At 24.3% G+C, this 15,707-nt stretch carries 13 protein-coding genes; 11 read left to right on the top strand and 2 right to left on the bottom strand.

Features of this window, described 5'->3' with window-relative positions:
- Positions 1 to 10: 10 nt before the first annotated feature.
- On the bottom strand, positions 11 to 2,566 hold the full coding sequence (locus tag EV215_RS09710; RefSeq protein WP_134113822.1) for an RNA polymerase beta'' subunit family protein: 2,556 nt from the start codon (positions 2,564 to 2,566) through the stop codon (positions 11 to 13).
- A gap of 182 nt (positions 2,567 to 2,748) precedes the next feature.
- Here EV215_RS09710 and EV215_RS09705 point away from each other — a divergent pair, with 182 nt between their 5' ends.
- The 10 genes from EV215_RS09705 (at position 2,749) to pyrE (ending at position 13,077) form a co-directional block, all read left to right on the top strand.
- Positions 2,749 to 2,961 (top strand): hypothetical protein, encoded by a 213-nt coding sequence (locus EV215_RS09705; protein WP_134113821.1) that lies wholly within the window; start codon positions 2,749 to 2,751, stop codon positions 2,959 to 2,961.
- Positions 2,962 to 3,002: 41 nt separating this feature from the next.
- On the top strand, positions 3,003 to 4,052 hold the full coding sequence (locus EV215_RS09700) for a carbamoyl phosphate synthase small subunit (RefSeq protein ID WP_134113820.1): 1,050 nt from the start codon (positions 3,003 to 3,005) through the stop codon (positions 4,050 to 4,052).
- A 55-nt stretch (positions 4,053 to 4,107) separates the two neighbouring features.
- A complete protein-coding gene (gene carB, locus EV215_RS09695) occupies positions 4,108 to 7,314 on the top strand; it encodes a carbamoyl-phosphate synthase large subunit (RefSeq protein WP_134113819.1) in 3,207 nt (1,068 codons plus the stop codon).
- Between the two features lie 51 nt (positions 7,315 to 7,365).
- Positions 7,366 to 8,298, top strand: a complete 933-nt coding sequence (gene pyrB, locus EV215_RS09690) for an aspartate carbamoyltransferase (RefSeq protein WP_134113818.1) — start codon at positions 7,366 to 7,368, stop codon at positions 8,296 to 8,298.
- 1 nt (position 8,299) lies between these two features.
- Positions 8,300 to 8,743: an aspartate carbamoyltransferase regulatory subunit gene (gene pyrI, locus EV215_RS09685; protein ID WP_134113817.1), complete on the top strand. Its 444-nt coding sequence runs from the start codon at positions 8,300 to 8,302 to the stop codon at positions 8,741 to 8,743.
- Between the two features lie 9 nt (positions 8,744 to 8,752).
- The gene (locus EV215_RS09680) at positions 8,753 to 9,517 is read left to right on the top strand and encodes a dihydroorotate dehydrogenase electron transfer subunit (protein ID WP_134113816.1); all 765 of its coding nucleotides are present in this window, start codon (positions 8,753 to 8,755) and stop codon (positions 9,515 to 9,517) included.
- Complete coding sequence (locus EV215_RS09675; RefSeq protein ID WP_134113815.1) at positions 9,517 to 10,431, top strand: dihydroorotate dehydrogenase; 915 nt, start codon at positions 9,517 to 9,519, stop codon at positions 10,429 to 10,431. The genes EV215_RS09680 and EV215_RS09675 overlap by 1 nt, the downstream gene beginning before the upstream one ends.
- Positions 10,432 to 10,467: 36 nt before the next feature.
- Positions 10,468 to 11,172: an orotidine-5'-phosphate decarboxylase gene (gene pyrF / locus EV215_RS09670; RefSeq protein ID WP_134113814.1), complete on the top strand. Its 705-nt coding sequence runs from the start codon at positions 10,468 to 10,470 to the stop codon at positions 11,170 to 11,172.
- 107 nt (positions 11,173 to 11,279) lie between these two features.
- On the top strand, positions 11,280 to 12,467 hold the full coding sequence (locus EV215_RS09665) for a dihydroorotase (protein WP_134113813.1): 1,188 nt from the start codon (positions 11,280 to 11,282) through the stop codon (positions 12,465 to 12,467).
- Positions 12,460 to 13,077 (top strand): orotate phosphoribosyltransferase, encoded by a 618-nt coding sequence (gene pyrE, locus EV215_RS09660; RefSeq protein ID WP_134113812.1) that lies wholly within the window; start codon positions 12,460 to 12,462, stop codon positions 13,075 to 13,077. The genes EV215_RS09665 and pyrE overlap by 8 nt, the downstream gene beginning before the upstream one ends.
- A 28-nt stretch (positions 13,078 to 13,105) precedes the next feature.
- Here pyrE and EV215_RS09655 read toward each other — a convergent pair whose 3' ends face one another.
- On the bottom strand, positions 13,106 to 15,268 hold the full coding sequence (locus tag EV215_RS09655) for a methyl-accepting chemotaxis protein (RefSeq protein WP_134113811.1): 2,163 nt from the start codon (positions 15,266 to 15,268) through the stop codon (positions 13,106 to 13,108).
- A 245-nt stretch (positions 15,269 to 15,513) separates the two neighbouring features.
- On the opposite strand from EV215_RS09655, the gene EV215_RS09650 reads away from it, so the two are divergent.
- Positions 15,514 to 15,707: hypothetical protein (locus EV215_RS09650; RefSeq protein ID WP_208320369.1), on the top strand; the 194-nt coding region annotated here is incomplete at its 3' end.

Below are 15,707 nucleotides of genomic sequence, written 5' to 3'. Positions count from 1 at the left end.
TTATTCATATTTATAATTCACCATAAAATCCAAAATAGATCTCTTTTTCATTATCATTATTTTTAGCCCATCCTATTTTAGGAGCTAATAATAAAGAGTTTGCCATACCTAATTCAGAGATTAATTCAAATCCATAACTATAATAAGAGTTATTATTTAATAATAAATTGTCAAAGAAAAGGTTAGCGTAAATATCACCAATAAAAATATTTGGATTCCATAAACCATTTCTTATTTTAAATATTTTAAATACATTATCTAAGCTATTAAAATAATTATTATTTTTATTGGTTTCTATATTGATTTTGCCATATCCTCTAAAATAATTAGTAATATTATAATTGTAATAATGATTTAAATATAACTTATTTGTAAAATATTTGTTTTTTATATTTAAATTAATAGTATTTTTATTTCCATAATTAGTAATATTAAAATAATTTTTTAAAGTTAGATCGTATTTATTTTTATTTAAACTAATAGTATCACCTAAAATATTTGAACTAAAGTCTGTAATATAGACAAGAGTTATATTATTAATAAAATTATTTAAATTTTTATATAGATTGTAATTTAGTGTAAATATTAAGCTATTATCATCATCTATTATTTTGCTAAGATAAATTTTAGTAGAATTGAAATAGTTATTTTCATAAATAGCTTTTATATAATCAAAAGAGTAGTTGCTTTTAAAATAAAATTTATTTATTCCGAGAGCATCTTGAGTACCAAGTTCTAAATTACCTAATGTATTATAATATGGTTTTAATAAATATTTTTTATTTTCTATATTAATATTTTTATTTTTTTTATAAATATTTATATTGTTCAAAACAGATATTTCTTTTTTATTTTCAAAATATTTTATTGTGTTTTTAGATTTATTATTATCAGGTATAAAATTTATTTTATTAATTATTTTACCATTATTTGTAAGAGCAATATAGTACAAAAAATCATCTAAAATTATTCCTTCAGCAGAATATAAATTATTGGATAATATTTCGATACTCTTATTTTTTAAATTATATCGATAACTATTAATTTTTGAATTCTTATTTGAAGTATAATAAAGGAAATTATTAAAAATTTTTATATTTGTTTCATGCCAAGGAGAGTTTATTATATCTATTAATTTATTATTTTTTATATCTAACATTGATATATTATAGCTTCCAAACTCTTTTTTATTAACTAAATAAAATTTGTTATTATAAATTAAAATTTCATCAATAAATCTATTTGTTGAAAATATTAATTTGTTATTAATATCAATTATTTCACTTCCATAACTTCCTTTTTTTTCTTTTGATAATAAAATTTTGTTATTATAAATTGTAAAATCTCTAAAGTTACCTTTGTATAATTTTTTTAATTTATTATTATTTAAATCATAACTAAATAATTGTTTATTATAGCCAATAGAATTATTTTCAAAATTTTTATAATTTTTTGATATTTCATTAGTTGAAAAATATATTTTATTATTATATATTTCCATTTGGGTAGTCGGAGCTGAATTTAATTTGATTAAAATATTTTCTTTTTTTGTTATAGTATCATATTCTATTAAAAAATACCTATTTTGATAGTCAAAAGGCTCATTCGATATTTTTTCTCTTTTAAAATAAAATATTTTCTTTTTATACGGATTTAAAGAAAAATAATTATCACTTTCTTTTGTATTAATTAGAATATTATTTTTATTTAATTTATATTTTTGTGCATTTTTATACTCATATAATTTCCATTCATTATATAAATCTTTAAAAGGTTTACCGAAGCTTTTTTTTGCACTATTATCAATTCCAAACATTGGAAAAAATATTCCAAAAGAAGTAGCAAAATAATTTTTACCTTGTTTATCGAAAAAAGAGGTTAAAGTTTTACTATCATATTTTTTTTCTAAGAAATCTAAAAATTTAGAACCATATAAATAATATTGACCACTAGGGAAACTATCATGATAATAATTCATTTCTAATAAATTTGGAAAATCATTGTAATTGACTTTAGCATTTATAAGAGCATCAAAATATCCAGTATTTAATCTTCCATCAAATCTATCTATTTTAGATTCATTTATTACAGCAATTCCTTCTATAATCCAATTAGGAACAAACATATTTGGTTTTATATAACTATTAAATTTATTTAATATTGTATAATTATTATCCATGTTATTAATTTGAGCTATGTGAGTAAATTCATGTACAGATACTAATCTTTCCCAATCATTCATATATCCAAATTCAGTTGTAGTAGAGGGCGTATTTGCATAGATAGTAATACTATTATCTAAACTGTTTGCATATCCGTTTGAATAAGTGCCTGCATCGTTAATAATTATTTTTATTTTTTCATTATTTTCTTTTCCTACAAAATTTATTGTGTTATTTCTATATTTCTCTAAAAAATAAGCAACTTTTATAGCTTTGTATTCATAATCCTTAGGATAAAAAATTTCAAAATTATTTGTAGAAAATACTTTATAATCATCTAGTTTATTTGTAAAAGTCAAAATAGAAATTATTAAAAATAAAAATAAAATAGTTAGTTTTTTCATAATTCACCTCTTTAAATAAATATAATAAATTATAACATTATTATTTTATTTATTAAAGATAAATAATATGATAAAAATATTTTTAGGGAATGTTGTATAATTAATTGCATAAAAAACTTTACAAAAAAATATTTTTCTGCTATACTATCTACAATTTGAGTTCAAGTATGGAGGTGGTATTTATGAAAAAATTTATAAAATTTAAAAATAAAATTAATATATTACCACTGAAAATAAAAAAAAGTTTTTTTAAAAAGAAATTTATGAAATATAAAGTTTTTAAAAAATTTAATTTTTTAAAACAATATATTTTTGATATTAATATATTGTTTTTGATAAAGTTTTTGTTATTAAATAATTTAAATATAAATATAGGAGTAGTATCTACTAATTAATTTTAGTAGTTACTGCTCTTTTTTTATGTAAGGGGGAAAAAATGAAAGCAAAATTAATTCTTGAAACAGGAGAAGTATTTCAAGGGAAGGCATTTGGTTATATTTCAGAAACAGTAGGTGAATTAGTATTTAATACATCTATGACAGGATATCAAGAACTTTTAACAGATCCATCATATTATGGACAAATAGTTATTACAACTTATCCATTAATAGGTAATTATGGGATAAATCTTGAAGATATGCAATCAAAAGGAATAAAAGTAAAAGGGTTTGTTATTAAAGAAGAAGCAAAATTACCAAATAATTTTAGATGTGAATTAAGTATAGGAGCTTTTTTAAAACAAAATAAGATAATGGGAATTAAAGGACTAGATACAAGGTATCTTACAAAACTTATAAGAGATAAAGGAACTATGAAAGCAATAATTACAACAAAAGAACTTACTCAAAAAGAATTAAAAGAAAAATTTGATAATTTTACTAATGAAGAAGCTGTAAAAAATGTTACGTGTAAAGAAAAATATAGAATTTCAGGAATAGGTAAAAAAGTAGGAATATTAGATTTTGGGATAAAAGAAAATATAATAGAATCATTTAAAAAAAGAGAGTGCGATATAACGGTATTTCCTGCATATACTAAATCAGAAGAGATATTAAATAGTGATATAGAAGCTATATTTTTATCAAATGGACCAGGAGATCCAAAAGATATTCCAGAAATAATAGAAAACATAAAAAAATTAGCAGGTAAAAAACCAATTTGGGGAATATGCCTTGGACATCAATTATTATCACTTGCACTTGGAGGAAATACAGTAAAATTAAAATTTGGGCATAGAGGCGGAAATCATCCTGTAAGGGATTTGGAGAAAAATAAAATTTATATAACCTCACAAAATCATGGATATGTAGTAGATAAACTTCCCAAAGGAGCTACACTTACGCATATAAATTTAAATGATAATAGTGTAGAAGGAATGAAAATAGAGAATTTAAATATTAGAAGTGTACAATTTCACCCAGAAGCAGCACCAGGGCCTGAAGAAACAGCTTATATTTTCGATGATTTTTTAAAAATGTTAGATTAAAGAAAAATTTATTAAAAATTATTAAATCAAAAGTAATATAGAGGGGGAATAAAAATTGTTAAATAAATCTATAAAAAAAACACTTGTAATAGGTTCTGGACCAATAGTAATTGGACAAGCAGCAGAATTTGATTATTCAGGAACGCAAGCATGTAATGCTTTAAAAGAAGAAGGAATAGAAGTAATACTTGTAAATAGTAATCCAGCTACAATAATGACAGATAAAACAACAGCAGATAAAGTATATATAGAGCCAATAACAGTAGAGTTTATAGAAAAAATTATCGAGAAAGAGAGACCAGATAGTATTTTAGCTGGTATGGGCGGACAAACTGGATTAAATATAGCAGTAGAACTTTATGATAAAGGAATTTTAGATAAGTATAATGTAAAAGTAATAGGAACTTCTATCAAATCAATTAAAAGAGGAGAAGATAGAGATCTATTTAAACAAGCTATGGAAAAAATTGGAGAACCAATAATACAAAGTAAAATAGTAGAATCGCTTGAAGAAGGGGAAAAATTCGCAGCAGAGATAGGATATCCTGTAGTTGTAAGACCAGCATATACACTTGGAGGAAGTGGTGGAGGAATAGCAGATAATCCAGAAGAATTAAAAAATATTTTGTTAAAAGGATTAAAGTTAAGTAGAGTAGGTCAAGTACTTGTAGAAAAGTCAATTTTGGGATGGAAAGAGATAGAATATGAAGTGATGAGAGATGGAAATGGGAACTGTATAACAGTATGCAATATGGAAAATATTGATCCAGTTGGAATACATACAGGAGATAGTATAGTAGTAGCACCTTCTCAAACACTTAGTGATAAAGAATATCAAATGCTTAGAACTTCGGCTATAAAAATAATAAATGAAATAGGAGTAATTGGAGGGTGTAATGTTCAATTTGCATTAAATCCAGATTCATTTGAATATGCAATAATAGAGATTAATCCTAGGGTTAGTAGATCATCAGCATTAGCATCTAAGGCAACTGGATATCCTATAGCAAAAGTTGGAGCAAAATTAGCCCTCGGTTATACATTAGATGAAATAAAAAATGATGTAACAGGAAAAACATATGCGTGTTTTGAACCAGCACTTGACTATGTAGTAGTAAAAATTCCAAAATGGCCATTTGATAAATTTAAAGAAGCAAATAAAATACTTGGAACTAAAATGATGGCAACTGGAGAAATAATGGCAATTTCAAGTAATTTTGAAAGTGCATTTTTAAAAGGAATACGTTCATTGGAAATAGGACAACATAATTTAGTACATAAATTAGCATCTAAAAGAAGTATAGAAGAGTTGAAAAAAAGAATACAAAAACCGGATGATGAAAGAATATTTGACCTTGTAGAGCTTTTAAGAAGAGGATATTTTAAAAGAAATTTAGCAAAACTTACAGGAATAGATATTTTTTTTATAGAAAAATTTGAATGGATAGTAAAGCTTGAAGAGCATTTAAAAGCATTAAATTTAGAAAATCTAACTCCTGAGTTATTAAAAGATTTAAAAAGAAAAGGATTTTCTGATAAAGGTATAGCTGAATTAATGGGAATAGATGAACTTGACATATATAATAAAAGAATAGAATATAAAATAAAACCTACTTATAAAATGGTTGATACTTGTGCGGCAGAATTTGAAGCAATATCACCGTATTATTATTCTACTTATGATGAATTTGATGAAGTAGAAATCACAGATAAGAAAAGTGTGGCAGTAATAGGAAGTGGACCTATAAGAATAGGACAAGGAATAGAATTTGATTATTGTACTGTACATTCAATAAAAGCATTACAAAAATTAGGTTATGAAACAATTATAATAAATAATAATCCTGAAACTGTAAGTACAGATTTTAGTATAGCAGATAAACTTTATTTTGAACCACTTGTATCAGAGGATGTCTTAAATATAATAGAAAAAGAAAAACCTATTGGTGTAATATTACAATTTGGTGGGCAAACAGCAATAAAACTTGCTAAAATATTAGATGAAAAAGGAATTAAAATATTAGGAACCTCTTATGACAAAATAGATGAAGCAGAAGATAGAGAAAGATTTGAAGATTTGATGGAAAGGCTTAGTATAAATAGACCAAAAGGAAAAGCTATATGGTCTGTAAAAGATGGAATTAAAACAGCTAAAATATTAGAATATCCAGTACTTGTAAGACCATCATATGTACTTGGTGGACAAGGTATGGAAATATGCTATGATAAAGTAAACTTAATAAAATATTTAGAAAATTCATTTGATAGAGATCCTGAAAATCCAATATTAATAGATAAGTATTTAAATGGAATTGAGCTTGAAGTAGATGCAATATGTGATGGTGAAGAGATTCTTATTCCAGGAATAATGCAACATTTAGAAAGAGCAGGGATACATTCTGGTGATAGTATAACAATATATCCAACCCAAGATATATCAAAAGAAATAGAAGAAAAAATACTTGATTATACAAAAAAAATAGCAAAAGAGTTAAACGTAATTGGAATGATAAATATACAATTTATAGAGTTTAAAGGAGAATTATATATAATAGAAGTTAATCCTCGTTCAAGTAGAACAGTACCATATATAAGTAAAATAACAGGTGTACCAATGATAGAGATTGCGACAAATTGTATATTTGGTAAAAAATTAAAAGAGTTACCTTATGGCACTGGAATATACAAAAGAGCAGATTTAGTAGCAGTAAAAGTACCAGTATTTTCTACAGAGAAGTTATCAAATGTAGAGGTAAGTTTAGGACCTGAGATGAAATCTACAGGAGAAGTACTTGGAGTGGCAAAAACAGTAGAAGAGGCAATATATAAAGGACTTATAGCGTCTAATAAAGATTATACTAAAATTGGAAAAAATGTACTTGTAACAGTAAAAGATAGCGACAAACAAGAATTAATAGATATAGCAAAAAGACTTATAAAATTAAAATTTAATTTAATAGCAACAGAAGGAACTCACAATTTTTTAAAAGAAAATGGAATAGAAAGTGAAATAATAAATAAAATTACTGAGGGATATCCAAATATTTTAGATAAATTAAAAAATAGAGAGATAGATTTAGTAATAAATACTCCAACAAAAGCAAATAATGTACAAAGTGATGGATTTAAAATAAGAAGAACAGCAATTGAATATGGAATAGAGATAATTACATCATTGGATACATTAAATGCAGTAATAAACATATTAGAAAATAAAATACATAAAAATGTTCAAGAGGTATTTGATATAAATGAAATATAGTATTTCAAATAATTATTACTAAATAAAAATATAGAGAATATAGGGGGTAAAATGTATAAATCAAGGAAAGATATAATATCACTTAATGATTTAACAAAAGAAGAGATAGAGCATATTTTAGATACAGCAGAATATATAGAAAATAATCCAAATAATGAACTTTTAAAAGGATATATAGTATCAACTCTTTTTTTTGAACCATCAACTCGTACGAGATTATCATTTTGGTCAGCAGCTCAAAGGCTTGGAGCACAAGTATTAGGATTTGATTCACCTGCAGGAACGTCAAAATCTAAAGGCGAATCATTAGCAGATACAATAAGAATGGCTGAAGCATATTCAGATATTATAATAATTAGGCATCCAAATGATGGATCTGCAAAACTAGCAAGTGAAATTTCAAAAATACCTATAATAAATGCTGGTGATGGAGCAAATCAACACCCAACTCAAACATTACTTGATTTATACACAATAAAAAAAGAACGTGGGAATTTAGATAATATAAAAATAGCATTTGTAGGAGATTTGAAATACGGAAGAACAGTACATTCATTAGCTAGAGCTCTTTCACATTTTAATACTACATTTTATTTTGTAGCTCCTGATAATCTTCAAATGCCAAAATATATTTTAAAAGAGTTGGAAAAATTAAATATAAAATATGAATCAATGAATAACTATAATGAAATTTTATCTAAAATTGACTTTTTTTATATGACAAGAATTCAAAGAGAGAGATTTCCTGATGATGAAGAATATCAAAAAGTAAAAGGAATATATATAATAAATAAAGAAATTATAGAAAAGGCAAATAATAAAAATCTAAGAATATTACATCCTCTTCCTAGAGTAGATGAAATTGATATAGATCTTGATAATACAATTTATGCGAAATATTTTGAACAAGCAAAAAATGGAGTACCAGTAAGGCAAGCACTACTTGCATTATCATTAAATAAATTGGATAAATTGGGGGATTAAAATGGAATTACAAATAACAGCTATAGAAAATGGAACGGTAATAGATCATATTCCATCAGAAAAAACATTAAAAATAATGGAAATATTAAGTTTGTCAGAATATGACGATACTATAACATTAGCATTTAATCTACCAAGTAAATCTTTAAAAAAAAAGGGACTTATAAAAATAGCTAATAAATATTTAACTGAAAAAGAAATAGAAAAAATAACACTTATTGCACATAATATTACAGTGAATATTATAGAGAATTTTAAAGTAAAAGAAAAATTAATACCAAGTTTACCAAAAACAATAGAAGATATATTAGTGTGTACAAATCCAAAATGTATAACTAATAATGAAAATGTAAAATCAAAATTTTATATAGATGAAAAAGAGAATACAGCAAGATGTAATTACTGTGAAAGAGAAAAAGAAATAGAAAAATTATCAATAAAATAAGGGGGAATAATGGCAGCTTTTTTAGAAGATGTAAAAATAATTGAAAATATTTGTTTAGGAAGTAGATACTATTTATTAAAAGTAAAAAGTGAAAAAATAATAAAAGAGATTAAAGCTGGGCAATTTTGTATGATAAAACCTTTAGATAATGCACTTATACTTAGAAGACCTATTAGTATTCATAATATTGATAAAGAAAATGGAGTTTTAGAATTTTATTATGAAACAGTAGGGAAAGGAACTAAAGAATTGTCTACTCTTAAAGCTGGAGATATAATAAATATACAGGGACCATTGGGGGAAGGATTTTCTATAAATATAAAAGATAAAAAAATAGCTATAATAGGTGGTGGAATGGGAATAGCACCATTAAAAGAGCTAATAAAACAGGTAAATAAAGAAAATAAAGTTGTTTTTATAGCTGGCGGAAGAGATAAATATGCTTTTGAAATATTAAAAAATATTAATTTTAAAAATACAATAGTAGTAAGTGATGATGGAAGTATAGGTGAAAAGAAAAATACAGTAGAAAAATTAAAAGAGATTTTAGAAAAAGAAAATATTAATATGATATTTACTTGTGGGCCACATATAATGATGGAAAAAGTAGCGGAAGTAGCTCATAAAAATAATATTTATTGTGAAGTGTCATTAGAAGAAAGAATGGGATGTGGAACAGGAGCATGTATGGGGTGTTCTATAGAAACAACAAAAGGAATGAAAAAAGTATGTAAAGATGGGCCTGTATTTAATAGTAAAGAGGTGATAAAATAATGAATAAATTAAAGACAAATTTTTGTGGGATAGACATGAAAAATCCTATAATGACTGCTTCAGGTACATTTGGATGGGGAAAAGAATATAGTGATTATTTTGATCCAAATGTATTAGGAGCAATAGTTTTAAAAGGACTTACTTTAGAGCCTCGAAAAGGGAATCCAGGAACTAGAATAGCTGAAACCCCATCTGGTATGTTAAATTCGATTGGTCTTGAAAATCCGGGATTTGAACATTTTAAAAATATAACAATGAAAGAATTGGAAGAAGATATTTCTACTAATTTAATAGTAAATTTAAATGGGAAAACAATAGAAGAATATGTAGAACTTACTGAAAAAATAGATAAGATAGATAGGATTGCTGGTATAGAATTAAATATTTCTTGTCCAAATGTAAAAGACGGTGGAATGGCATTTGGTGCAAATCCTAAAATTGCTGCCGAAGTAACTAGAAAAGTAAGAGAGGTAACTAAAAAACCGCTAATAGTAAAATTATCTCCAAATGTAACAGATATATCTTATATTGCAAAACTTGTAGAAGATAATGGTGCTGATGCAATAGCTATAATAAATACATTACTTGGAATGGCAATAGACATAGAGAAGAAAAAACCTGTACTTGGAAATATATTTGGCGGCTTTTCAGGGCCTGCAGTAAAACCAGTAGCTCTTAGAATAGTATATCAAGTATATAAAGCTGTAAATATCCCAATATTAGGAATGGGTGGAATTAGTTCTACCAAAGATGCAATAGAATTTATGATGGCAGGAGCTTCTGCTGTATCGTTGGGAACTAGTATTTTTACAAATCCATTATTACCAGTAGAAGTTATTGAAGGGCTTAATAAATATTGTAAAGAAGAAAAACTAAAGAATATATCTGATATAGTAGGAATATTGCATAAATAGCAAAATTATAAAGAAAAATAAAATAGGGGGAAGATAGTGAATTATAAAGAAAAATTAATTGTAGCACTTGATTATGATAATTTAGAATCGGCTAAAAAAACAATAGATGAATTAAAAGATGAAGTGGAAATATTTAAAGTAGGACTTGAATTATTTTTAAATTCTTATGGAAAGGCAGTAGATTATATACATAGTTTAGAGAAAAAAGTTTTTTTAGATTTAAAATTTCATGATATTCCAAATACTACTTTTGCTGCAAGTAAATTTGCAATAGAAAAAGATGTATTTATGTTTAATATTCATGCTAGTGTTGGCAGTGAAACAATGAAAAAAGTAGCAGAACTTACAAAAAATAAAAGTCAACTAGCTATAGCTGTGACAGTACTTACAAGTCTTACAGATAGTAACCTTAATGAGATGTTTTCAACTACTAAAACTACTAAAGAAATAGTAAGTCAATTAGCAGATTTAGCCTATAAAAGTGGATTAAATGGAATAGTTTGTTCGCCGCTTGAAGCAAAATCAGTTAAAGAAAAATATGGAAAAAATTTTAAAACAATATGTCCAGGAGTAAGACCAAAGTGGGCAGCTAAAAATGATCAAAAAAGAGTAATGACACCATATGAGGCAATAAAAAATAATTGTGATTATATAGTAGTAGGTAGACCTATAACAAAATCTGACAATCCTAAAGAAGCTGCAAAGCTTGTACTTGATGAAATAAAACAAGCTATAATTTAAATAAGAATTTTTTATATGCTAAGAAGTAGAGCAATAATTAAAATACTATGAAAATGGATTTAGATAAATTAATTATAATTTCAATTAAAAATAAAAGGGGTTGAAAAATGCTTCTAATAAAAAATGCAAAATTAATAGGATATAATAATCTAATGGATATTCTTATTAATAATGAAAAAATAATTAAAATTGATGAGAATATATATGGGGAAAACACAAAAATAATAGATGCAAAAGGAAATTATACTTTACCAGGAATGATAGATGTACATACTCATATGAGAGAACCAGGATTTACGCAGAAAGAAGATTTTTTAACAGGAAGTAAAGCATGTGCAAAGGGAGGAATAACTACATTTATTGATATGCCAAATACAAATCCAGCTACAATTGATATTGAGAGCCTTTATTTAAAAAGAGAACTTGCAAAAAAATCAATAGTAAATTATGGATTTCATTTTGGTGGCAGTTATAATGATAATTCAAATGAAATAAAAAAAGCTAAAAATATATGTTCCACTAAAATATTTATGAATGTATCAACAGGAAAAATGCTTATAGAAGATGATGAAATTCTTGATAATATATTTAAAACAAGTAAAAAGATATCAGTACATGCAGAAGGTGAAATGGTGGAAAAGGCTATTAAGCTTGCAATAAAACATGATAAACCATTATATTTATGTCATATTTCTACTAAAGAAGAGCTGAAAATCATAAAAAAATATAAAAAAGAATATAAAAATATTTATTGTGAAGTAACTCCACATCACTTATTTTTAACAAAAAAGAATAAAACTTATATAAATATAATGAAACCTGAATTAAAAACAGATGAAGATGTAAAAGCATTATGGGAAGCAATAGAAGAAGGGGTAATTGATACAATAGGAACAGACCATGCACCGCATTTATTAAAAGAAAAAGAAGAAAAAATTACTTTTGGAATTCCTGGAGTAGAAACATCATTAGCTCTTTTAATTACAGCATATAAAAACAATAAAATTTCACTTGAAAAAATAATAAAAATGTATTCTGAAAACCCAGCAAAAATATTTGATATAAAATGTAGAGGGAGATTAGAAGAAGGATATTTTGCAGATATAATAATAGTAGATATAAAAAATAAATATACACTAAAGAATGAAAATATAGTATCAAAATGTGGTTATACATCATTTAATGGATGGGATGTATATGGGAAAGTAATTACTACTATAGTAAATGGAAGAAAAATCTTTGAAAATGATGAATTTTATGATAACAGAGGAAGGGAAGTAGATATTAATGAATAAAAATATAGCAAGACATTTATTAGAAAAAGAAGCGGTAAGACTTAATGTAAAAGAACCATTTATATTTGTATCAGGAATAAAAAGTCCTATATACTGTGATAATAGAAAAATGATAGCTTTTCCAAAAGAAAGAGGAGAAATAGTAAATACATTTATAGATTTATTAAAAGATAAAGAGTATGATGTGATAGCGGGGACTGCAACAGCAGGAATTCCTTGGGCCTCATTTATAGCAGATAGAATAAATAAACCTATGGCATATATCAGAAGTAAGAAAAAAGCTCATGGTGCAGGAAAACAGATAGAGGGGGCAGAAGTCAAAGGTAAAAAAGTAATAGTAATAGAAGATCTTATTTCAACAGGAGGAAGTTGTATAACAGCTGTAGAAGCCTGTAAAGGTGAAGGTGCAAGTGAAGTAGAAGTAGCAGCTATATTTTCATATGAATTTAAAAAAGCATTTGATAATTTTAAAAGAATAAATACAAATTTTGAAACAATAACTAATTTTTCAACTCTTTTAGAAGTAGCAAAAGAGGATAAATTTATAACAGAAGAAGAATTAAATATAGCAAAAACATGGAATATAGATCCAGAAAACTGGGGAAAATAACTTAAAAGCTGTCAAAGTTTGGCAGCTTTTAGAGTTTTGTTACTTTATTATATATAATATCAGGAATAAAGTTTTCTTTTAAAGAATCAATTTTTATTTGGTTTGATTTAGTTATTTTAAATTGAGCAACATTCTTTTTTAATTTATCAGAAGCGTGAAGTAATTTTTTAGAAGAATGAATATTTTTTTTGATAACTGTTTCCATAATTTTTAATTCTTCTTTAGAAATTTTTTCTATATCAATACTATTATTACTAATAGTATTGATAAGTTCAATTATTTTACTTATAGCAAGATTTTGTTCATAAGTTTTATTGTGGATTATTTGTACTGAATTATTAGTTAAATTTATTTTTTCAATAATTTCATTTAATATTTTTTCTGATTTTTTCGATGTTTTACTACTATTTTCTATTTTAATATGTCCTTCTTTTGCTATTTTGACGGTATTATCTATTTTTGATTGTATATTTTTAATTAAAAAATCAACATTGTTTGTAGATTCTTTTGAAAGAGCAGCTAATTTTTTTATTTCATTAGCAACTACTGCAAACCCTTTTCCTGCTTCTCCTGCTCTCGCTGCTTCTATTGCTGCATTTAATGCAAGTAAATTTGTTTGTTCTGATATATGTGATATTAGTACTGTTATTTTTGCTATTTCTTTAGATTCGTTGCTAAGAGAAAAAATCTCTTTTTCCATGTCATTTACAATTAATTCTATTTCTTGTATATTATTTAAACTTTCAGTTAATATTTTACTTCCTTTAGTTGCACTATTAGCAGCTTCAGAAGATATTTTTAGACTTGAATTGGATTGATTAGTTATATCTGTAATAATATTTGAAATGTTTGTAATTTCTCCATGTATATTTTTTACGGATATAGATTGATTTTCTATATTATTTATAATATTTTTCATTTTATACTTTAAACTATTACTTTTATGTTCTATATTTTCTGATAATAAAAGAAACATATCTTCTTTTAAATGTTTAGATATTTTATGAACTTTTTTACTTTCTTGTTTTGTAGAAATAACTATGTTTTCTATTTTTTCAATAAAAATATTAAAATATTTTGCTAGTTCTCCTATTTCATCTTTTGAAGTAATAATTAATCGTTTACTAAGGTCGCCATTTCCTAAAGAAATTTCTTTCATCATATTTTTTACATTTATTATATTATTAGAAACTTTATTTATTATCAAATATATTATACTGGATAAAATTAAAGATAAAAATAATGTAAATAAAATTATATTTATACGTAAATTATTTAGTTTATTATAAAAGCTACTACTTGGAATAGTAGAGATGAAATAAAAACTATAATCTGATGCTTGAATAGTATCATAATTTTCTATTTTATTTCCAAAAGCATATTTAGAAACATTATTAAATTTGTATTTTACATATTTTTTTCGATCTATTATCTTATTAATTGCATCAACAATATTTTGAGTTATATTATAATTTCTATTATTAGAAACTTTTCTTAAATTTACTCCAATCATATCATTGTTTGGGTGAATTAAAATTTTACCATATTGATCGATTATATAATTATAACCATCATTACTTAAGATAATAGAATTAACAATATTATTTAATTTTTTTATATTTAAAGCTATTCCAATAACACCTTCTAATTTATTTTGGTAAAAATAAGGTGATGTAAGAATAAGAGTTTTATTATCATCATCATTATAAGTATCATAAGAAAACATTTGCCCCTTTATTACTTCTAAAAAAAATTTTTCTTTTGAAAAATTATATTTTTTTGATTTAGTAGACAAAGCGATACCAGTTTTATCAGCAATAAAGAAATAGTCTATTTTTTTATCGTGTTTTGACAATGCATCTAATTTTAAAAGTAAATTTTTTTTATCTATATTTTGAAGAAGAATAGAAATATTTTTAATTGTATTTATTTTAGTATTTAATAATTCTCTTAAATTATTTGAACTTAGTTCTGTTTTAGTAATAGCTTTTTCGTACATACTATTTTCAACAGCATTTAAACTATAAATATTAATAATTAAAAGTATTAAAAGAATTATAGGGATGATACTAATAGTTATTTTAGTTTTAATGCTATCTTTAGAAAAATTGATATTATTTAATTTAAATTTTCTAAATAAATTATATATTTTTTTTACATATTGTATAAAAAAAAATTTTCTTTTTTTCATTTTTCACCTCGAAATAAATTTTTTATTAATAATTTTTATTGATAATAAATAATATCATAAGAACGTAAAAATTATATTTTAAAAATGTAAAATAAGAGTAAAAAAAATAATACTTGATTTTTTATAAAAATTATCTTAATATATTGATACAAAAATATTCAAAAAAATAATTTTTAAAATTTATACGAATAGAGTATAATAGTATTTGTAGTACGGTAGAATAGTAGAATTTAGGAGGAAGTTTTATGACAAAAGAAAAAATTGTAAATATTCATAAGAAAGGTAGCTGGCTTACAGTAAGAGATGATGTAAAAGTACTTGATTGTACAATAAGAGATGGGGGGTTAATAAATAACTATCATTTTAGTGATGAATTTGTAAAGAAAGTATATGAAACATGTGTAAAAGTAGGAGTAGATTATTTTGAAATAGGGAAAAT

Source organism: Hypnocyclicus thermotrophus (assembly GCF_004365575.1).
Lineage (GTDB): Bacteria > Fusobacteriota > Fusobacteriia > Fusobacteriales > Fusobacteriaceae > Hypnocyclicus > Hypnocyclicus thermotrophus.
This window is presented reverse-complemented; position numbering and strand designations above follow the sequence as displayed.

Coding starts and splice junctions, on each gene's coding strand:
- EV215_RS09705 (WP_134113821.1), top strand. CDS start 2,749: ATGAAAAAATTTATAAAATTTAAAAATAAAATTAATATATTACCACTG.
- pyrI (WP_134113817.1), top strand. CDS start 8,300: ATGGAATTACAAATAACAGCTATAGAAAATGGAACGGTAATAGATCAT.
- EV215_RS09700 (WP_134113820.1), top strand. CDS start 3,003: ATGAAAGCAAAATTAATTCTTGAAACAGGAGAAGTATTTCAAGGGAAG.
- EV215_RS09680 (WP_134113816.1), top strand. CDS start 8,753: ATGGCAGCTTTTTTAGAAGATGTAAAAATAATTGAAAATATTTGTTTA.
- EV215_RS09665 (WP_134113813.1), top strand. CDS start 11,280: ATGCTTCTAATAAAAAATGCAAAATTAATAGGATATAATAATCTAATG.
- EV215_RS09675 (WP_134113815.1), top strand. CDS start 9,517: ATGAATAAATTAAAGACAAATTTTTGTGGGATAGACATGAAAAATCCT.
- pyrB (WP_134113818.1), top strand. CDS start 7,366: ATGTATAAATCAAGGAAAGATATAATATCACTTAATGATTTAACAAAA.
- EV215_RS09655 (WP_134113811.1), bottom strand. CDS start 15,268: ATGAAAAAAAGAAAATTTTTTTTTATACAATATGTAAAAAAAATATAT.
- pyrE (WP_134113812.1), top strand. CDS start 12,460: ATGAATAAAAATATAGCAAGACATTTATTAGAAAAAGAAGCGGTAAGA.
- EV215_RS09710 (WP_134113822.1), bottom strand. CDS start 2,566: ATGAAAAAACTAACTATTTTATTTTTATTTTTAATAATTTCTATTTTG.